The organism is Nocardioides luteus, from assembly GCF_014648595.1.
Lineage (GTDB): Bacteria > Actinomycetota > Actinomycetes > Propionibacteriales > Nocardioidaceae > Nocardioides > Nocardioides luteus.
This window is the reverse complement of the sequence record NZ_BMRK01000012.1, coordinates 1-20,071: the sequence shown is the minus strand read 5'-3', so window position 1 is coordinate 20,071 and position 20,071 is coordinate 1. Positions and strand designations below refer to the sequence as shown.

Genomic DNA, 20,071 nt, shown 5'->3' with positions numbered 1-20,071 from the left:
CGATCGTGAGCGACCCCACCACGAACGCCGGACAGGAGGCCACCGTGCGCGATGCGGACATCACCGTGCGGGTCTCCGCCGCTGCCGACCCGGCAGCGGTCCGGGCCGCCCGCCTGGGCCTGCTGCTCCGCGCGCTGCGCGACGGCGGCCCCCGCTCGCGGAGCCGGCTGGCCGAGGAGACCGGGCTGACGCGTACGGTCGCCAGCGGGCTGGTCGAGGAGCTCACCGAGCTCGGCCTGGTCTCCTGCGGAGACACCGCCAGCCGTGGTGCCGGACGTCCTGGCGTGCAGGTGCGCCTCGTCGGTGGCGCGGTGTGCGGTGTCGGTGCCGAGATCAACGTCGACCATCTCGCCGTCGTCGCCGTCGATCTGGCCGGCTCCGTGATCGCCGAGGCACGCCGCGGCATCGACGGCCGCCGCCTGCCTCCGGAGGAGGTGCTCGACGAGCTCGCCGGCATGGTCGCCGATGCGCTCGCCGAGGCGCGGACCGCCGGCACCACCGTCGCCGCGATCACCATCGGCGTCGCCGGCCTCGTCGACGCCGCCACCCAGCTGGTCGTCTTCGCCCCCAACCTCGGCTGGCGCGACATCGACGTCGCCGCGGAGGTACGCACCCGGCTGGCCGCTGCCGTCCCGGGCGCTCCCGTCCCGGCGGTGCGCGTGGCCAACGAGGCCACGCTCGCCGCCACCGCCGAGCTCGACCCGGCCGACCCCGACCGCGCGGACATGGTGGTGCTCTACGGCGAGGTCGGCCTGGGCGGCGCCGTCGTCAGCGGCGGCCGGGTGGCGCTGGGACGCCACGGCTGGGCCGGCGAGATCGGCCATCTGCAGGTCGACCTGCGCGGACGGCGCTGCGGCTGCGGCCGCACCGGCTGCTGGGAGACCGTGGTGGGCCTGCGCGCGCTGCTGGAAGCCGCCACCGACCCCGACGACCCGGTGCGCGACCCCGCGCTCACCCTGGAGGAGCGGCTGGCCACCCTGGTCGAGCGCGCTCGGCTGGCCGACGGCCGCACCCTGTCCGCCCTGGGCGAGGTCGGCACCTGGCTCGGCACCGGTGCCGCCGCCCTGGTCAACACCCTCAACCCCGGCACCGTCGTGCTCAGCGGCTACTACGCCGTCCTCGGTGAGTGGCTGCGGCCGGCCGTCGAGGCGCGGCTGGCCACCGACGTGCTCGCGCCCGGCTCCGGCGGCACCCGGGTCACGATCTCGTCCTTCGGTCCGACCGCCGCCGTCCGCGGCGGCGCACTGGCCTCCCTGGAGCCGGTGCTCTCCGACCCCACCGCCATCGCCGAACTGCCCGAACTGCACGGAGGAGCCCGATGACCGAGACCCCTCAGCCGTCGAACGACGGTGTCGCCCGCGAACCCGGTGGAGGAGGTGGAGCCCTCCTCGAGATGACCGGGATCGTGAAGCGGTTCCCCGGCGTGCTCGCGCTCGGCGGCGTCGACCTCGACGTGCGTGCGGGCGAGGTGCACTGCCTGCTCGGACAGAACGGCGCCGGGAAGTCGACCCTCATCAAGGTGCTCTCCGCGGCGTACCAGCCCGACGAGGGGGAGATCCTCTGGGAGGGCGAGCCGGTCCGGCTGACCACGCCCGTCGCGGCGATGAAGCGCGGCATCTCGACCATCTACCAGGAGCTCGACCTGGTGCCCGGGCTGACCGTGACCGAGAACATCTTCCTCGGCCACGAGCTCGCCACGGCCGGGTTCAGCCGTCGCTCCGAGGCGACCCAGCGGGTACGTACGCTGCTGGCCCGCCTCGGGCACAGAGAGGTCGACCCGAACCGGCTGGTCGGCGACCTGTCCCCGGCCGGTCAGCAGATCGTGAGCATGGCCCGAGCGCTCTCCCACGACACCCGCCTGCTCATCCTCGACGAGCCGTCGGCGGTCCTCGACCAGGAGGAGGTGGACAACCTCTTCCGGGTGGTCCGCGGCCTCACCGCCGAGGGCGTCGCGATCATCTACATCTCCCACCGCCTCGAGGAGATCCGCCAGATCGGCGACCGGATCACGGTGCTCAAGGACGGCCGGACCGTCGCCACCGGGCTCCCGGTGGAGGACACCCCGACCGCGGAGCTGATCCGGCTGATGACCGGCCGCTCGATCGAGTACGTCTTCCCCGAGCGCCCGACGACACCGCCCAGCCGTGGCACCGCGCCGGTGCTCGAGACCAGCGGTCTCTGCGGCGACCGGTTCCGCGACATCGACCTCCGGGTCCACGCCGGCGAGATCGTCGGGCTGGCGGGCCTGGTCGGTTCCGGTCGCTCGGAGATCCTGGAGACCATCTACGGCGCCCGCCGATCCTCGGCCGGCACGGTCAGCATCGACGGCCGCCGGCTGCGCCGCGGATCGGTCCGCGCCGCGGTCGCCGCAGGGGTCGGCCTGGCGCCCGAGGAGCGCAAGAGCCAGGGGCTGCTGCTGGACCAGGCGGTCTACCGCAACGTGACGGTCTCCTCGATGAGCCGGTTCGCCAAGGCCGGCTTCCTCGACAGCGGCGCCGAGCGGCGTGCCGCCGAGGAGCTCACCCGCTCCCTCGACGTACGTCCGGCGGGGGTGGACCGCCCGGTCCGCAACCTCTCGGGCGGCAACCAGCAGAAGGTCGTGCTCGCCAGATGGCTGCTGCGCGACTGCAAGGTGCTGCTCCTCGACGAGCCGACCCGTGGTGTCGACGTCGGGGCGCGCACCGAGATCTACAACCTCGTGCGCCGTCTGGCCGACGAAGGTGTCGCCGTCGTCGTGGTGTCCAGCGAGGTCGAGGAGGTGCTCGGTCTCGCCGACCGGGTCCTCGTCATCAGCGAGGGCTCCGTCGTCCACGAGGGCCCCGCCACCGAGATCGACGAGTCGAAGGTCCTGGACCTCGTGATGGAAGGAGAGGTCGCATGAGCGAGACCCCCACAGATGCTGCCGTGACCCAAGGGGACACGGCACGGGTCGAGAAGGAGGCTGCTGCGGCCGAGCGGAAGGCCGAGCCGAGCGGCTTCGGTGCGCTGCTGCGCGGCGGCGCCGGCCACAACCTCGGCCTGGTCCTGGCGCTGGCGCTGCTCGCCCTGGTCGGTGTCCTCTCGGGCGGGGAGCGGTTCGGCTCGGTCGACAACGTGATGACGATCCTGCGCCTGGCCGCGGTGATCGGCGTCGTCAGCATCGGGATGACGTTCGTCATCACCGGCGGCGGCATCGACCTCTCGGTCGGCGCGCTCGTCGCGCTCTCCTCGGTCTGGTGCACCACGCTGTCCACGCAGGCGATGGCCAACGACTACCACTGGATCTTCATCGTCACCACCGCGCTCCTGGTCGGCGCGGGAGCCGGCCTGATCAACGGGCTGCTGGTGGCGTACGGCGGGGTGGTGCCGTTCATCGCGACGCTGGCGATGATGGCCAGCGCCCGCGGTCTGGCCGAGATCATCTCGGCGCGCAAGACCCAGATCGTCAGCGTCCCGGGCTTCACCGACGCGTTCTCCCGCGACATCTTCGGGATCTCGCTGCTGATCTGGATCTTCGTCGTCGTGGCGGTGATCGGCTGGATCCTGCTCAACCGCACCACCTTCGGCCGACGCACCCTCGCCATCGGCGGCAACCCGGAGGCCTCGCGACTGGCCGGCATCAACGTCCGCCGCCACACCGTGCTGCTCTACGTGCTCGTCGGCCTCTGCTGCGGCATCGCCGCGGTCATGCTGATCTCCCGCACCACGGTCGGCAGCGCCACCCACGGTCAGCTCTACGAGCTGGACGCCATCGCTGCGGTCGTCATCGGCGGCACCCTGCTCGCCGGTGGGCGCGGCACCATCGTCGGCACCGTCTTCGGCGTGCTGATCTTCGCGACCCTCTCCAACGTCTTCGTGATCAACAACCTCTCCATCTCCGCGCAGGCCTTCACCAAGGGCCTGATCATCATCGTCGCCGTGCTGCTGCAGAAGCGGTTCTCGCGGCAACCCGGGTCCTGACCTGCGTACGTCCTCGGCCCTCTCGGACTCCTCACCCATCGCCACCCTCGCACGATCAAGGAGCACCACCATGAAACTGAAGTCAGCAAGGCTCTCACGCCAGACGGCCCGACGCATCGGCACCGGCCTCGTCGCCGGCGTCGCGGTGCTCGCCCTCTCCGCCTGCATCAGCAACACCCCCGAGAAGTCGGAGAACGCGGGCGGTACGTCCAACGCCAAGGCCGGCTCCAACGACGAGGCGGGCGACAAGGTCGTCATCGGCTTCTCCGCCCCCGCCGCCGACCACGGCTGGATGGGCGCGATCAGCGAGCAGGCCAAGGCCACCGGCGACTCCTACGAGGACATCGACCTGCGCCTGGCCGAGGGCACCAACGACGTCAACCTGCAGATCAGCCAGGTCGAGACCTTCATCAACGACAAGGTCGACGCGATCGTGCTCCTGCCCTTCGACGGCGCCGCGATGACCCCGGTCGCCCTCAAGGCGATGCAGGCCGGCATCCCGGTCATCAACGTCGACCGCGAGTTCAACGACCCCAACGCCGCCCGGGTCACCGTGCTCGGCGACAACTACGGGATGGGCGTCTCGGCAGGGGAGTACGTCTGCGAGCAGGCCGGCGGCAACGAGGACGCCGTCGTCGCCGAGATCGCCGGCATCGACTCGCTGCCGCTCACCCAGGACCGCAGCAAGGGCTTCAAGGACGCGCTGGCCGAGTGCGGCCTCGACGTCGACAACCGGGTCGCCGCCGACTTCACCGTCGAGGGCGGCGAGAAGGCTGCCGGCAACCTGCTCCAGGCCGCGCCCAAGATCGACTTCCTGTGGAACCACGACGACGACCAGGGCGTCGGCGTCCTCGCCGCGATCAAGAACGCCGACCGCGACGAGTTCACGATGGTCGGCGGCGCCGGGTCGGCGAACGCGATGCGCGAGATCGAGTCCGGCAAGGGCGTGCTGAAGGCGACGGTCATCTACCCGTCCACCCAGGCCGCCGACGGCATCAAGCTCGCCCGGCTCCTGGTGCAGCAGAAGGCGATGTCCGACCTGGTCGAGGTGACCGTGCCGCGCACGATCCAGCTCGACGCGCCGGTCGTGACCGAGGAGAACGTGGACGAGTTCCTGCCCACGGCCTTCGAGTCCTGACCGACCACCGCACAGCCCGCCTGACAAGCGCAAGACCGCCAGACCGAAAGGTCGCTCCGTGCTCGGGCACGGAGCGACACCACCGAGAACAGGATCGAGTTCCGATGACCGAGCAGAACGCCACACTCGGGGTGGGGATGATCGGGTACGCCTTCATGGGCGCTGCCCACTCCCACGCCTGGCGCAGCGCCCACCGCTTCTTCGACCTCCCCCTGACCCCGCGGATGCAGGTCGTCTGCGGCCGCGACGCGACCAACGTGGCCGCGGCCGCCGCCCGGCTGGGCTGGGCGGAGAGCGCGACCGACTGGCGTGAGGTGATCGCCCGCGACGACGTCGACCTGGTCGACGTGTGCACGCCCGGCAACACCCACGCGGAGATCGCGATCGCCGCGCTCGAGGCCGGCAAGCACGTGCTGTGCGAGAAGCCGCTGGCCAACAGCGTGGCCGAGGCCGAGCAGATGGCGGCGGCCGCCGCCGCGGCAGCCGAGCGAGGGGTGCACGCGATGGTGGGCTTCACCTACCGCCGGGTGCCCGCCATCGCGCTGGCCCGCAAGCTGGTCGCCGACGGCAGGCTCGGGGAGCTCCACCACGTGCGGGCGCAGTACCTCCAGGACTGGCTCGCCGATCCCGAGGCCCCGCTGAGCTGGCGACTCGACAAGGAGAAGGCCGGCTCGGGAGCGCTCGGCGACATCGGCGCCCACGTCATCGACCTGACCCAGCACATCACCGGCGACCGCATCCGGGAGGTCTCCGGCATGCTGGAGACCTTCGTCAAGGAGCGGCCGGTGGCCGAGGCCTCCTCCGGGCTCACCGCCACCGCCGGTGCCGGTCGCGGCCCGGTCACCGTCGACGACGCCGCGGTCTTCATGGCCCGCTTCGCCGGGGGAGCGCTCGGCTCCTTCGAGGCGACCCGCTTCGCCAACGGCCGCAAGAACGCGATCCGCATCGAGATCAACGGGTCGAAGGGCAGCCTGGCCTTCGACTTCGAGGACATGAACGTCCTGCACTTCCACGACGCGACCCTGCCGGACGCCGAGGGTGGCTTCCGCCGGATCGTCGTCACCGAGGCCGACCACCCGTGGATCTCGGGGTGGTGGCCGCCTGGCCACGGCCTCGGCTACGAGCACGGCTTCACCCACCAGGTCGTCGACCTCGTCCGAGCGCTCGGTGAGGGCGCTCAGCCGACGCCGACGTTCGCCGACGGACTTCAGGTGCAGCGCGTGCTGGCCGCCGTCGAGACCAGCTCGGACACCCGGACCTGGCAGGAGATCACCGCCTGACCCACGCCGGCCCCCACGGCCGCCCGAGCGCATCAAGCCCGAAGTTGTTGTGAGCACAGAAGGGACATGCACCATGAAGCACGGATCGAGAAGGTTCCGAACGCTGATCTCGGGCGTGGGGCTGGTCGCCCTGGCCGCCCTGACCCCCTTGTCACCGGCTCCGGCCGCCCCCGACCGGCCGGGCGGGGGCGAGGGGCCGGGGACGTACGACGTCCTGGTGTTCTCCAAGACCGCCGGGTTCCGCCACGACTCCATCCCCGACGGCATCGCCGCCATCGAGCGGCTCGGCGCCGAGAACGACTTCACGGTGACCGCGACCGAGGACGCGGCGGTCTTCAACGACGAGGACCTGGCGGCGTACGAGGCGGTGCTGTGGCTCTCCACCACCGGTGACGTGCTCGACGAGGGCCAGCAGGCCGCCTTCGAGCGCTACATCCGAGGTGGTGGCGGCTACGTGGGTGTCCACGCCGCCTCCGACACCGAGTACGACTGGCCCTGGTACGGCGGTCTCGTCGGTGCCTACTTCGCCGGCCATCCCGCCCAGCAGACCGCCACGGTGAAGGTCCACGGCCACAGCACCGCCGCCACCAAGGGCCTGCCGCCGCGGTGGACACGCTTCGACGAGTGGTACAGCTTCCGCGACCGGCCGGCGCCCTCGGTCAGGGTGCTCGCCGACCTCGACGAGCGCAGCTACGACCCGGCGCCCTTCGCGATGGGGAACCCGCACCCGATCGCCTGGTGTCACCGCTACGACGGCGGCCGGGCCTTCTACACCGGGATGGGCCACACCACGGAGTCCTACACCGAGCCGGAGTTCCTCTCCCACCTGCTCGGCGGCATCCAGATGGCGGCCGGGGCCGCGAAGTTCCGCTGCGAGGGGCACCGATGACGGGTCCTGATCGCGGACGTGTCGGCCTCTGGCTGGTCGGTGCGTGCGGCTCGGTGGGGGTCACCTCCACCGTCGGCGCGCTGGCCGTACGCGCCGGCCTCGCCGGCCGGGTCGGGCTGGTCGCCGAGCAGCCCGAGATCGCCGCTGCCGGGCTGCCTCCACTGGACGACCTGGTGATCGGGGGCCACGACGTGGCCACCGACTCCCTGCTCAAACGGGCCGAGCGGCTGGCCGCCGGCGGGGTGGTCCCGGCCGCGATCCTGCCCGCCATCGCCGCCGACCTGGCGGAGGTCGAGGGGCGGCTGCGTACGGGCTATGACCCGGCGGGCGACGAGCCCCAGGGTGCGGCCGTCGAGCGATTGAGCGCCGACCTCGTCGCCTTCCGCGAGAAGCACGGGCTCGAGCGGGTGGTCGTGGTCGACGTGGCGAGCACCGAGCCGCCGGCCGACGTCGTCGACGGTGGTCCGCTCGCCGGCCCGGAAGCGCTCGACGCGGCGCTGGCGGCGGGGGAGTCGCCGCTGCCGACCAGCTCCGTGTACGTCCTGGCCGCCTACCGGGCCGGCTGCCCGGTGGTCTCCTTCACGCCGAGCCCGGGACCGCGACTGCCGGTGCTGGTCGCGCTCGCCGAGCGGGCCGGGCTGCCGTGGGCCGGCTCGGACGGGAAGACCGGAGAGACGCTGCTCAAGTCGGCGCTCGCGCCGATGTTCGCGACCCGTGGGCTGCAGGTCAACGCCTGGGCCTCCTACAACATGCTCGGCGGCGGTGACGGTGCCACGCTCGCCGACCCCGCCAACGCGCAGAGCAAGCTGACCACGAAGGCCCAGGGGCTGGAGGCCATGCTCGGCCATCCGGTCGACGGGCCGATGCACATCGACTACGTGCCCGACCACGGCGACTGGAAGACCGCGATCGACCACGTCTCCTTCGAGGGGTTCCTCGGGGTCCGGATGTCGCTGCAGTTCACCTGGAGCGGCTGCGACTCGGCACTGGCCGCGCCGCTGGTGCTCGACCTGGCCCGTCTCACCCTGCGCGCAGCGGAGGTGGGGGAGACGGGGCCGCTGCCGTTCGGCTTCTTCTTCAAGGACCCCGCAGGCTCCACCGAGCACCGGCTCGGCAGCCAGTGGGAGGAGCTGGTCGCATGGTGCGGTCGGGTCGGGCGAGTCGGGCGGGCCGGCGAGGCCGGGCAGGAGGCTCGATGACGTCTCGGGGCAGAGCCTTCGCCGAGCTGGTGCGGCTGCCGGCGGCGCTCACCGTGCCGGGCGACAGCCTGGCCGGTGCGGCCGCGGCCGGGCCGTTGCGAGCCCGGTCGGCCGCGATGCCGGTCGCCTCGGTCGCGCTCTACTGGGCCGGGATGGCGCTCAACGACTGGGCCGACCGCGACCTCGACGCCGTCGAGCGGCCGGAGCGGCCGATCCCGTCGGGCCGGGTGTCACCACGCCAGGCGCTCGGCACGGCCGTCGGGCTCACCGCGGCCGGTGTCGGGCTGGCCGCGCTCGCCGGAGGGCGTCCGGCGGCCACGACCGCAGCGGCGCTGGCCGGTGCGGTCTGGGCCTACGACACCGTGCTGAAGGCCACCACGGCCGGACCGTTCGCGATGGCGGCCGCCCGCGGGCTCGACGTGCTCCTCGGGGCGAGCGGCGCAGGGCGTACGAAGGCCGGGCTGGTGCCGGCCGCCCTGCTCGCCGCCCACACCGCCGGGGTCACGCTGCTCAGCCGGGGCGAGGTGCACGGCACCCGGCCGGTCACGGCACGGCTCGCCGGCGGCGTCACCGTCGCGACCGCCGCGGCTGCCGCCGGCCACGGGCGGGCTGCGCTCCCGGTCGCTCTCGCCGCGACGTACGCAGGCAGCGTCGGCTCCGCCCAGCTGGCGGCGGCCTCCTCCCCGGACGCCGGCACGGTCCGGCGGGCCACCGGCGCCGGGATCCGCGGGATGATCCCGCTCCAGGCCGCGCTCGTCGCCCGCCGCTCGCCGCTCGCCGCGGTCGGGCTGCTGGCTGCCGGGCCGGTCGCCAAGGCCGCCTCGAAGGTGGTGTCGCCGACATGACCACGGCGGGCACCCTGCGGTTCGGCTACGGCACCAACGGCATGCACAGCCACCGGCTCGTGGACGCTCTGGCCATCCTCGCCGACCTGGGCTACGACGGCGTCGCGCTGACCCTCGACCACCTCCACCTCGACCCCTACCGCCCCAACCTGGTCGGGCGGACCGCGCAGCTCCGTCGCCGGCTCGACGATCTCGGCCTCTCGGTCGTGATCGAGACGGGTGCGCGCTACATCCTCGACCCACGGCGCAAGCACTACCCGACGCTGCTCCACCCCGGCCCGGAGGCGAGCCGGCGCGTCGACTACCTGCACCGGGCGGTCGAGGTCGCCTCCGATCTCGGTGCCGAGGCGGTCTCGTTCTGGTCGGGCAGCCTGCCCGACGGGGTCGAGGAGGACCGGGCCTGGGGACGCCTGTGCGACGGCGTCTGGCGGGTCCTCGACCTGGCCTCCCGCCGCGACGTCGTGTGTGCTGTCGAGCCGGAGCCCGGCCACTTCGTCGACACCCTCGACGCCGTGCTCGAGCTGCGCCGGCGCCTCGACGGCCCGGACCTGCTGCGGATCACCCTCGACCTGGGACACGTGGTCTGCAACGAGCCACGGGGGATGGCCGAGACCATCCGGCTGGCCGGGCCGCTGCTGGCCAACGTGCAGGTCGACGACATGGTCGAGGGTGTCCACGAGCACCTCGAGCTCGGCACCGGTGAGGTCGACTTCGCGGCCGCCCTCGGCACCCTCGCCGAGATCGGCTACACCGGTCTCGCCGCGCTCGAGCTGCCGCGGCAGTCCCACGCCGCTCCGGTCGTCGCCGAGCGCTCGCTGGCGTTCCTGCAGCGGACGGTCGCCGATCTGACCCGGCCCGAGGGGCCCGAGGAGGTGCGGGCATGAACGAGAGCCTGCTCGCCGAACGGTGTGCCGAGATCGCGGCCGACCACACCCGGATCCGCACCCGCTTCCCGGCCGCCGCCAGAGAGATCGGCCGCACCCCCGGCACCTCGCCCGAGCCCGGCGCGGAGCGGGTCGAGGACGACGTACGCGTGCGCCTGCTGGTCGCCCTGCGCGACGGTCTCGCCGGTGAGGCCGACGCGCTGAGCGCCGAGGTGCACGACCTCTACCGGTTCGGCGACGCCGACGAGCGGCGCGCGGTCCTGCTGGGCCTCGGCGAGCTCGGCGACGCGATCGGCGACCGCGCGGTCGACCTGCTCCACGACGCGCTGCGCACCAACGACCCGCGGCTGGTGGCCGCCGCGATGGGGACGTACGCGGCTCGGCTCGATCCGGCCGCGTGGCGCCAGGCCGTCCTGAAGTGTCTCTTCGTCGGCGTACCGCTGCGGCTGGTCGCCGATCTCGACCGCCGTGCCGACGACGAGCTGCGGCGGATGGTCGCCGACTACGCCGGCGAGCGGCGCGCCGCCGGGCGCGAGGTGCCCGCCGACGCGCTGGCTCTTCTCTCCGAACATGCCCACCCCCACACCTCTCGGGAGACCTGATGCGCATCTTCGACCCGCACATCCACATGAGCTCACGCACCACCGACGACTACGAGGCGATGGCGGCCGCCGGGGTCCAGGCCCTGGTCGAGCCGGCCTTCTGGCTCGGTCAGCCGCGCACCAGCGTCGACTCGTTCGTCGACTACTTCGACGCGCTGGTCGGCTGGGAGCGGTTCCGGGCCTCGCAGTTCGGCATCGCCCACCACTGCACGATCGCGCTCAACCCGAAGGAGGCCAACGACCCGCGCTGCACGCCGGTGCTCGACCTGCTTCCCCGCTATCTCGCCAAGGACGGCGTGGTCGCGGTCGGCGAGGTCGGCTTCGACTCGATGACCGAGGACGAGGAGAAGGCCTTCAGCCACCAGCTGGAGCTGGCCAAGGAGTTCGCGCTGCCCGCGCTCGTGCACACGCCCCACCGGGACAAGCTGGCCGGCACCCGCCGCACCCTCGACCTGGTCGACGCCGCCGGGATCGAGCCCGGGATGGTCGTCGTCGACCACCTCAACGAGGTGACCGTCGACGTCGTCGACGAGGCCGGCGCCTGGATGGGCTTCTCGATCTACCCCGACACCAAGATGGACCCCGACCGGATGGTCGCCATCCTGCAGCGGCGTGGGCTGGACCGGGTGCTGGTCAACTCCGCCGCCGACTGGGGCAAGTCGGATCCGTTGCGGACACGGGCGACCGGGGAGGCGATGCTCGCGGCCGGTTTCACCGAGGACGACGTCGACCGGGTGCTGTGGCGCAACCCGGTGGAGTTCTTCGGCCAGAGCGGACGGCTGCTGCTCGACGTACCCGAGGCCGAGCAGGGCGCCACCTTCGCCGGCAACTCCCTGCTGCGGGGTGAGCGATGAGGTTCCGCCACCGCGACGGCACGACCGTCCATCTCGGCTACTGCAGCAACGTCCACCCCGCCGAGGACGTCGACGGAATCCTCGACCAGCTGCGCCGCTACGCGGGCGAGGTGCGCGCCCGGCTCGGCGAGCCCCGCCTCGGGCTCGGCCTGTGGCTGCCCGCCCCGACCGCCCACGAGCTGGCCGGTGACCCGGCCGCCCTCGAGCGGCTGCGCACCGGCCTGGACCGTCACGGGCTGGAGGTGGTCACCCTCAACGCCTTCCCGTACGCCGGGTTCCACGCCCCCGTGGTCAAGCGCGACGTCTACTCACCCGACTGGTCCGACCGGCGCCGCCTCGACTACACCCTCGACTCCGCCCGCGTGCTGGCCGCGCTGCTGCCCGACGACGCCGTACGCGGCAGCATCTCGACCCTCCCGCTGGGGTGGCGCACGCCCTGGTTCACCGACCGCGACCGCGCCGCGAAGGAGATGGTCGGCGAGCTCGCCGACGGTCTGGCCCGCCTCGAGACCGAGGTCGGCCGGCCGGTGCGGGTCGGCTTCGAGCCCGAGCCCGGCTGCGTCGTGGAGACCACCCGGGACGCGGTGACCCGCCTGGCCGGTCTCGACCCCGACCACATCGGGATCTGCGTCGACACCTGCCACCTCGCCACCCAGTTCGAGGACGCCACCGAGGCGCTCGACCGGCTGCAGGTGGCCGGGCTGCCGGTGATCAAGGTGCAGGTCTCGGCCGCGCTGCACGCCGACGACCCGAGCGACCCGGCGACCCGGGAGGCGCTGGCCTCCTACTCCGAGGACCGCTTCCTCCACCAGACCCGCGAGCCGAGCGGCGGTGGTCGGGTCGAGAGCCGCGACGACCTGCCCGAGGCGCTCGGTGGCCATCGCCCGCTGGCGGCCGAACATCCCTGGCGGGTGCACTTCCACGTACCTCTTCATGCCGACCCGGCGCCGCCGCTGCGCAGCACCCGCGACCATCTCGCCGGCACGCTCGACGCGCTCCTGGGCGGGCCGGTGGCTCACACCGACCACCTCGAGGTGGAGACCTACACCTGGGGCGTGCTGCCCGAGCAGGTGCGCCCGGACGGTGACGACGGCCTGGTCGCGGGCATCGCGGCCGAGCTGGCCTGGACCCGCGACCGGCTCCTCGAGGCCGGGCTCGAACAGCTGCAGGAGGCATCGGCATGAACGACATCAACGACACCGCCGGCGAGAAGCTGCTGGTCATCGACGTGGTCGGGATGACTCCCGAGCTGCTCCGGCACATGCCGCGGGTGCGACAGGTGGGGGAGTCGGGCTTCACCGCCGAGCTCGGCACCGTCCTGCCCGCGGTCACCTGCTCCGTCCAGTCGACCTTCCTGACCGGGGAGCTGCCGCGAGACCACGGCATCGTCGGCAACGGCTGGTTCTTCCGCGACCTCGGCGAGGTGTTCCTGTGGCGCCAGCACAACGCGCTGGTCCGCGGCGAGAAGCTGTGGGACGTCGTCCGACGTCGCCGCCCCGGCGCGAAGGTGGCCAACATCTGCTGGTGGTACGCCATGGGCGCCGACGTCGACACCACCGTCACGCCGCGCCCGGCGTACCACGCCGACGGCAAGAAGTCGCCGGACTGCTGGACCTGGCCGCCGTCGCTCCACGACGAGCTCACCGCCGAGCTCGGGCCGTTCCCGCTGTTCACCTACTGGGGGCCGACCGCCTCGATCAAGAGCTCGGAGTGGATCGTCGGCGCCGCCCGATCGGTGATGCCCGACCACGACCTCACCCTGGTCTACGTCCCCCACCTCGACTACGACCTGCAGCGCTTCGGCCCGGACAGCCCGCAGGCGGCGCAGGCCGCCCGTGACGTCGACGCCACCCTGGCGCCGCTGCTCGACGACGCCTCCGCCGCAGGGGTGCGGGTCGTGCTGCTGAGCGAGTACGGCATCACGGCGGCCTCCCGCCCGGTCGATGTGAACCGGATGCTGCGCCGGGAGGGCCTGCTCCACGTCCACCACAACGCCACCGGCGAGCTGCTGGACCCGTGGACCTCACGCGCCTTCGCGGTCGCCGACCACCAGATCGCCCATGTCTACGTGAAGGACCCTGCCGATCTCGAGCGGGTGCGAGACCTGCTCACCGGCGTCGACGGCGTCGCCGAGGTGCTCGACCGCGGCGGCCAGGTGGCGTACGGCCTCGATCACGAGCGCGCCGGTGACCTCGTGGTGGTGGCCGAGCCGGACGCCTGGTTCACCTACTACTACTGGCTCGACGACGCGAACGCGCCCGACTTCGCCCGTGGCGTCGAGATCCACAAGAAGCCCGGCTACGACCCCGCGGAGCTCTTCCTCGACCCCGAGGACCGCTGGGTCAAGCTGCGCGCCGCCACCACCCTGGCCCGCAAGACGGTCGGGCTGCGCTACGCGATGAGCGTGGTGCCGCTCGACCCCGCCCCGGTCTCCGGCAGCCACGGCCGGCTGCCGGACGACCCCGACCACGGCCCCGTCCTCGTCTGCTCCGACGCCTCCGCCAAGCGCGACCGGTTCGAGGCCACCGAGGTCCGCGACCTGCTCGCCTCCCTGCTCACCAGAGCGTCGGTCGAGCCGGGTTCGTGAGGAACGAGCGAACCCGTGTCGAGACCAACACAGCCGCTTCACAAGGAAGGAACACCATGACCCGACCGATCACCCTCTTCACCGGCCAGTGGGCCGACCTGCCGTTCGAGGAGGTCTGCCGCCTCGCCTCCGAGTGGGGCTACGACGGCCTGGAGATCGCCTGCTGGGGCGACCACCTCGACGTCTGGCAGGCGGCGGAGGACGAGTCGTACGTCCAGGCCAAGCTCGACCTGCTCGCCAAGCACAACCTCCAGCTCTTCACGATCTCCAACCACCTCAAGGGCCAGGCGGTCTGTGACGACCCGATCGACCAGCGCCACCAGGACATCCTGCCCGCCAAGATCTGGGGCGACGGAGACCCCGAGGGCGTACGTCAGCGGGCCGCGGAGGAGATGAAGATGACCGCCCGCGCGGCGAAGAACCTCGGCGTCAAGACCGTGGTGGGCTTCACCGGCTCCTCGATCTGGAAGTACGTCGCGATGTTCCCGCCCGTCTCTCAGGAGATGATCGAGGCCGGGTACCGCGACTTCGCCGACCGGTGGAACCCGATCCTCGACGTCTTCGACGAGTGCGGGGTGCGCTTCGCGCACGAGGTCCACCCCTCCGAGATCGCCTACGACTACTGGTCGACCGTCGCCACGCTGGAGGCGATCGGCCACCGGGAGGCGTTCGGGATCAACTGGGACCCCAGCCACATGGTCTGGCAGCAGGTCGACCCGGTCGGGTTCCTGTGGGACTTCCGCGACCGGATCTACCACGTGGACTGCAAGGACACGAAGATGCAGACCGGCAACGGCCGCAACGCCCGGCTCGGCTCGCATCTGGCCTGGGCTGACGCCCGGCGCGGCTGGGACTTCGTCTCGACCGGCCATGGCGACGTCCCCTGGGAGCAGTGCTTCCGGATGCTCAACGCCATCGGCTACGACGGCCCCATCTCGGTCGAGTGGGAGGACGCCGGCATGGACCGCCTCGTCGGCGCTCCGGAGGCACTCGAGTTCGTCCGCCGACTCGCCTTCGACGCCCCTGACGCCGCCTTCGACGCGGCGTTCTCGAGCGGCGACTGACCCGCTACACCCCACGTAAAGGAGTAACGAGATGTGTTTTGGATTCGACGGTGACAGCGCGCTGCGCCGGTCGCTCGAACAGCGCGGCATGAGCCGTCGCTCTCTCATCCGCGGCGCCGCCGCGGGTGCTGCCGCGCTCGGGGTCGGCGGCGCGCTGGCCGCTCCGGCCGATGCCGCCGGGGCCGCGCCCGGCGAGCGTGGGAAGGGTCAGGGCGGCCGCCGCGTACCGGCCGACAAGATCAGCATCCAGCTCTACACGATGCGGGACGTGATGACCGGCGCAGGCGTCGACGAGACGCTGGCGAAGCTGGCAGAGATCGGCTACCCGCGCGTCGAGCTGGCCGGGCTCTACGGCCGCTCCGCCGAGGACATCCGAGGCGTCCTCGACGAGCTCGGTCTGCGCTCCAACTCCAGCCACGACGGGCTCAGCAGCGACTTCGCGGCGTTCGAGACCAAGCTCGACAACTCCGAGACGCTCGGCATCGAGTACATCAACGTGCCCTACCTCGCCTCCGACTCGCTCGCCGACTGGCAGGCGTGGGCCGACCAGATGAACAACGAGGCGGCGGCCGCCAAGCGCCGTGGCTTCAAGTACGGCTACCACAACCACGCCCACGAGTTCACCACCGATCTCGGCGGCGGGGTGACGCCGTGGGAGGTCTTCATGAAGGAGCTCGACCCGGCGTACGTCCACCTCGAGGTCGACCTCTACTGGGCCGTCACCGGCGGGGTGAACCTCGGCATGTCCAGCGACGACGCGATCGACTTCGCGATCGACGTCGTCAAGCAGGCGCCGCTGAAGGTGCGGCAGTACCACGTCAAGGACCGCAACGAGGCCACCGGCGACCACGCCGACCTCGGCACCGGGTTCATCGACTTCTCCAAGATCTTCCGCGCCCACCAGGTGGAGGACTACATCGTGGAGAACGACACCCCGGACGTCACGCCGGTCCAGACCGCGGAGGTGGGCTACTCCTACCTGCGCAACCTGCGGTTCTGAGGCTGGGCCCCGGGTCGTGAAGCCGAGAGTGGTCCATGGATCACTCTCGGCTTCACGACCTCACCAGACGCGGCGCTTGAGCTGTCCGGCGGCTCGGCGCAGCGGGTTGCGGGCCAGCTCGGCCTCCAGCAGGCGCACCTTCTCCTCGAGCTTCGCGACCTTCGTGGGCAGCTTGCGGCCCGCGCGGCGCTCGTTCTTGATCAGCTCGGCGCGCTCGGTGTGGACGTCGGTGAGGCGCACCGACTCCGGAGCCACGGCAGGGACCAGCTCCGGTCGGCGGACCGGCACCTCGCCGGGGACGGTCGGACGGGCGGCGACCTGGAAGGCCTCGACCAGGGCGTCGGGACGGTCGCGCACCCATTCGGCCACGGCGTAGGGGATGGCCTTCTGCGGCACGCCGTAGCCGGAGACCAGCGGGTCGGCGAGGGTGCCGCGCAGGTCGGTCGGCACCAGCCCGGCGTCGGTGAGCAGGCGCATCAGGCCGAGCCGGTCGTAGCTGCGCAGCGGGGCCCGGTCCACGGGCAGCGGGGTCGCCGGCCAGTGGCCCTGCAGGACCGCGAGCCGTCGTGAGCCGTGGTTGGCGTTGGGGGTCGAGATCACGAGGCGTCCACCGGGTGCCAGCAGCGCGCGAGCCTCCTCGAGGAGGGCACCGGGGTCGGGCGCGTACTCGATGAGCTCGGCGACCACGACGGCGTCGAAGCTGCCCGGGGCGAAGAGGTCGGTCAGGGGCGTGCGGAAGGGGTCGGCGACGATCACGTCGGCCAGCTCCTTGCCGGCGTACGCAGCAGCCTCCTCGTCGGGCTCCACGCCGGTCACCCGGCAGCCCTGGGCGCCGAGACGGCGGCCGATCTCGCCGGTCCAGCAGCCCACCTCGAGCACCTCGAGCACCTCGGGCGCCGACCCGACCAGCGCGGCGACCTGGGCCGGGGGAGTGTTGTCGCCGTCCAGCGACCCGGGGGCGAACCGCTGGGAGGGGCGCAGCCCGACCGCGGCCGGCTCGGTGCGGGAGCAGTAGGCCAGCGTCCGGCCGTCGATGCGGCGCTCGAGGCTGAGCGGCTCGACCTTGGTCAGTTGGCGGCCGCGGGTGTCGCGGGTCTGGTCGAGGTAGTCGCGCACGCCCGCGAAGACGCCCGGGTAGGCACGCTCGCAGCTCCACAGCAACGCCTCGGCGTCGAGGGCGTAGGGGTCGTCGCGCAGCGTCTCGATCTTGACGATCGGCAGCCGGCCGCCGTCGAGCACGCTGTCGGCCATGGTGATGCACGGGTTCGGCGGCTGGTTGCCGATGGTGCGCATCAGGTCCCACTCGGCGGTCTTGTTCGGCAGCAGGTGGGGGTCGGTGTCGGGGTCGAAGGTGATGTTGACGCCCATCCATGACCGGCGCGCTCGGGCGAGCCGGTGCTCGCTGGCGCGCGGCACGAAGTAGGTGTCGTAGGTGAGCCCGGCGTCGGCGAGGCGGCGGGTCAGCCCGACCTCGTAGCGTCGGATCACCTGGCCGCGGTCGTCCAGCGGCTCGAAGTCGCCCCAGAACTCGACGAAGGCGTCGGAGGCGACCGCGGTCGGTGAGAATCCGACGAAGTAGCTCTGCACGTGGTCGCCCATCTCGCCGTTGCGGGTCAGGCCCCAGAAGTCGACGCCGCGCGCGGCCATCTCCTCGAAGATCTGCTCGGGCGGCACCACCGGCCCGATGTAGCTGTCATTGGTCAGCACGACCAGGTCGAAGCGGCTCAGGTCGCCGGCGGCGTCCAGTCCCGCCTTGTAGGAGGCGAAGTCGTAGCCGCTGTTGCCGCGCTCGACCACCTGCGCGCGAGCCTCGGCCCAGGCCCGGTCCTCCTCAACGAGCCCGCCGGCGGAGACGAGGACGACCTCGGCGGCCGCTGCGTACGCCTCGATCTGACGGCGTAGGTGGGGCCAGAGCCGACCCTCGGTGTCGTACGTCGCCACCACTGCCAACCGAGACACGGCTTAACCTCCGAGAAGATGGGATGTCGGCCCTCACCCTAACGCCCGCGCGGCCCGTGTCGGGTGAGGCGAACCGCCGGTGAGCGGCATAGGCTGGAGCCCATGCCGTCGCCCCGGGTTTCGCTGATCACTGCTGTCTACGACCCGCCCGCCGATGCCTTCGAGGACACCATCGCCTCCGTCCTGGCGCAGAGCTACGGCGACTGGGAGTGGATCCTCAGCGACGACCGCTCGCCGGCCTCGTGGGTGCTGCCGCGGCTGCGAGAGCTGGCCGCGAAGGAGCCGCGGGTGCGGGTCGTGGAGCGCGCCGAGAACGGCGGCATCGTGGCCGCCTCCAACTCCTCGCTGGCCGAGGCGAGCGGCGAGCTGGTCGCGCTGCTCGACCACGACGACGTGCTCGCGCCCAACGCGCTGGCGAAGATGGTCAACGCCTACGACCAGTACGACGACCTCGACTACGCCTACAGCGACCAAGACCTGATGAGCGAGGCCGGCGAGCTCCGCGAGGCCTACTTCAAGCCCGACTGGTCCCCGGAGCGCCTGCGCCACCACAACTACTGCACCCACTTCTCGATGTTCCGCCGCTCGCTGGTCGAGGAGGTCGGCGGCTTCCGGGACGGCTTCGACGGCTCCCAGGACCACGACCTGCTGCTGCGGGTCAGCGAGCGCGCCCGCCGGATCACCCACGTCTCCGGCGTCCTCTACCACTGGCGCCAGGTGCCCGGCTCTGCCGCTGCGGACAACCAGGCCAAGCCGTACGCCTGGGACGCGGGCGTACGCGCGGTCCAGGAGCACCTCGACCGCGTCGGCATCCCGGCCACCGCCTCGCGCGGGGTCTCACCCGGCCTCTACCGCGTCGAGCGCGAGCCCGACCTGGACACCTCGGTCAGCGTGATCATCCCGACCATCGGCACCAGCGCGATCGTGTGGGGCGAGCGGCGCGCGATGGTGGTCGAGACGGTCCGCTCGGTGATCGCCTCGACGAAGCATCGCGACGTCGAGTTCGTGATCGTCTACGACACCCCGACGCCGGAGCCGGTGCTCGACGCGCTGCGGGCGATCGAGGGCGCCGACATCAAGCTGGTCGAGTTCACCGAGAAGTTCAGCTTCAGTGCCAAATGCAACGTCGGTGCCGCGCACGCCCGTGGCGACGTCCTCCTCTTCCTCAACGACGACATGGAGGCCTACTCCGAGGGCGTCATCGAGCAGCTGATCGCCCCGCTGCGCGAACCCGACGTCGGGATGACCGGCCCCAAGCTCCTCTTCGAAGACCTCCGCATCCAGCACGCCGGCCTCGTCTACGGCAGCGGCACCATCACCCACGCCTACTACCGCTCCCGCCCCGAGGAGCGCGGCAACCACGGCGAGCTCCACATCAACCGCGAGACCTCCGCCCTCACCGGCGCGTGCGTCGCGATGCGCCGCGAGGTCTTCTTCGACGCCGGCGGCTTCAGCGAGCGCCTCCCGATCAACTACAACGACGTCGACCTCTCCCTCAAGGTCCGCCGCTCCCTGGGCCTCCGCCTCGTCTGGCTCCACGACGTCGTCCTCTTCCACTTCGAGTCCATCAGCCGCGACAACGCCGTGCACGACTGGGAGAAGGACCTCATCAACAACCGCTGGGGCAACTACATGGAAGTACGCGAGCGCTACTCCAACGGCGTCCGCTGACCCCGACCCGGCGCATCTGCCCCAGCTGAGGACGCCGACTCGGCGCGTCTGCCCCGGCTGAGGACGCCGACTCGGCGCGTCTGCCCCAGATTCTGACGCCCAGTCGGCGTATCTGCCCCGAGATTCGGTGCCCAGTCGGCGCGTCTGCCCCGCTTGAACG

Annotated in this window: 17 protein-coding genes; 16 read left to right on the top strand and 1 reads right to left on the bottom strand. The window is 72.0% G+C overall.

Going from position 1 to position 20,071, the window contains the following annotated elements; all coding sequences use genetic code 11:
* Positions 1-5: 5 nt before the first annotated feature.
* The 15 genes from IEY81_RS15310 to IEY81_RS15240 all read left to right on the top strand — a co-directional run bounded on the left by IEY81_RS15310 (position 6) and on the right by IEY81_RS15240 (position 16,281).
* A complete protein-coding gene (locus IEY81_RS15310) occupies positions 6-1,322 on the top strand; it encodes an ROK family protein (RefSeq protein WP_229787897.1) in 1,317 nt (438 codons plus the stop codon).
* Positions 1,319-2,881, top strand: coding sequence for a sugar ABC transporter ATP-binding protein (locus IEY81_RS15305; protein ID WP_229787896.1), 1,563 nt, complete (start codon positions 1,319-1,321; stop codon positions 2,879-2,881). The genes IEY81_RS15310 and IEY81_RS15305 overlap by 4 nt, the downstream gene beginning before the upstream one ends.
* Positions 2,878-3,939 (top strand): ABC transporter permease, encoded by a 1,062-nt coding sequence (locus tag IEY81_RS15300; protein WP_189119350.1) that lies wholly within the window; start codon positions 2,878-2,880, stop codon positions 3,937-3,939. Before IEY81_RS15305 ends, IEY81_RS15300 begins: the two co-directional genes overlap by 4 nt.
* A gap of 70 nt (positions 3,940-4,009) precedes the next feature.
* Positions 4,010-5,077 carry a substrate-binding domain-containing protein gene (locus tag IEY81_RS15295; RefSeq protein WP_189119349.1) on the top strand — a complete coding sequence of 356 codons (1,068 nt, stop codon included), beginning with the start codon at positions 4,010-4,012 and terminating at the stop codon, positions 5,075-5,077.
* A 104-nt stretch (positions 5,078-5,181) separates the two neighbouring features.
* Positions 5,182-6,357: a Gfo/Idh/MocA family protein gene (locus tag IEY81_RS15290; RefSeq protein WP_189119348.1), complete on the top strand. Its 1,176-nt coding sequence runs from the start codon at positions 5,182-5,184 to the stop codon at positions 6,355-6,357.
* A gap of 73 nt (positions 6,358-6,430) precedes the next feature.
* Complete coding sequence (locus tag IEY81_RS15285) at positions 6,431-7,246, top strand: ThuA domain-containing protein (protein WP_189119347.1); 816 nt, start codon at positions 6,431-6,433, stop codon at positions 7,244-7,246.
* On the top strand, positions 7,243-8,445 hold the full coding sequence (locus IEY81_RS15280) for an inositol-3-phosphate synthase (protein ID WP_189119346.1): 1,203 nt from the start codon (positions 7,243-7,245) through the stop codon (positions 8,443-8,445). The genes IEY81_RS15285 and IEY81_RS15280 overlap by 4 nt, the downstream gene beginning before the upstream one ends.
* Positions 8,442-9,290 (top strand): SCO3242 family prenyltransferase, encoded by an 849-nt coding sequence (locus IEY81_RS15275; protein WP_189119345.1) that lies wholly within the window; start codon positions 8,442-8,444, stop codon positions 9,288-9,290. The genes IEY81_RS15280 and IEY81_RS15275 overlap by 4 nt, the downstream gene beginning before the upstream one ends.
* Positions 9,287-10,174, top strand: coding sequence for a sugar phosphate isomerase/epimerase family protein (locus IEY81_RS15270; RefSeq protein WP_189119344.1), 888 nt, complete (start codon positions 9,287-9,289; stop codon positions 10,172-10,174). Before IEY81_RS15275 ends, IEY81_RS15270 begins: the two co-directional genes overlap by 4 nt.
* Positions 10,171-10,776, top strand: a complete 606-nt coding sequence (locus IEY81_RS15265) for an EboA domain-containing protein (RefSeq protein ID WP_189119343.1) — start codon at positions 10,171-10,173, stop codon at positions 10,774-10,776. The genes IEY81_RS15270 and IEY81_RS15265 overlap by 4 nt, the downstream gene beginning before the upstream one ends.
* Positions 10,776-11,630, top strand: coding sequence for a TatD family hydrolase (locus IEY81_RS15260; protein WP_189119342.1), 855 nt, complete (start codon positions 10,776-10,778; stop codon positions 11,628-11,630). Before IEY81_RS15265 ends, IEY81_RS15260 begins: the two co-directional genes overlap by 1 nt.
* The gene (gene eboE, locus IEY81_RS15255; protein ID WP_189119341.1) at positions 11,627-12,814 is read left to right on the top strand and encodes a metabolite traffic protein EboE; all 1,188 of its coding nucleotides are present in this window, start codon (positions 11,627-11,629) and stop codon (positions 12,812-12,814) included. The genes IEY81_RS15260 and eboE overlap by 4 nt, the downstream gene beginning before the upstream one ends.
* Positions 12,811-14,217, top strand: a complete 1,407-nt coding sequence (locus tag IEY81_RS15250; RefSeq protein WP_189119340.1) for an alkaline phosphatase family protein — start codon at positions 12,811-12,813, stop codon at positions 14,215-14,217. Before eboE ends, IEY81_RS15250 begins: the two co-directional genes overlap by 4 nt.
* A gap of 56 nt (positions 14,218-14,273) precedes the next feature.
* A complete protein-coding gene (locus IEY81_RS15245) occupies positions 14,274-15,281 on the top strand; it encodes a sugar phosphate isomerase/epimerase family protein (RefSeq protein WP_189119339.1) in 1,008 nt (335 codons plus the stop codon).
* 88 nt (positions 15,282-15,369) lie between these two features.
* A complete protein-coding gene (locus tag IEY81_RS15240; RefSeq protein ID WP_229787895.1) occupies positions 15,370-16,281 on the top strand; it encodes a sugar phosphate isomerase/epimerase family protein in 912 nt (303 codons plus the stop codon).
* Between the two features lie 60 nt (positions 16,282-16,341).
* Here IEY81_RS15240 and IEY81_RS15235 read toward each other — a convergent pair whose 3' ends face one another.
* A complete protein-coding gene (locus IEY81_RS15235; RefSeq protein ID WP_189119337.1) occupies positions 16,342-18,240 on the bottom strand; it encodes a rhamnan synthesis F family protein in 1,899 nt (632 codons plus the stop codon).
* Between the two features lie 102 nt (positions 18,241-18,342).
* Between IEY81_RS15235 and IEY81_RS15230 the strand changes: the two genes are divergently transcribed.
* Positions 18,343-19,911, top strand: coding sequence for a glycosyltransferase family 2 protein (locus tag IEY81_RS15230; RefSeq protein WP_189119336.1), 1,569 nt, complete (start codon positions 18,343-18,345; stop codon positions 19,909-19,911).
* Positions 19,912-20,071 lie beyond the last annotated feature (160 nt).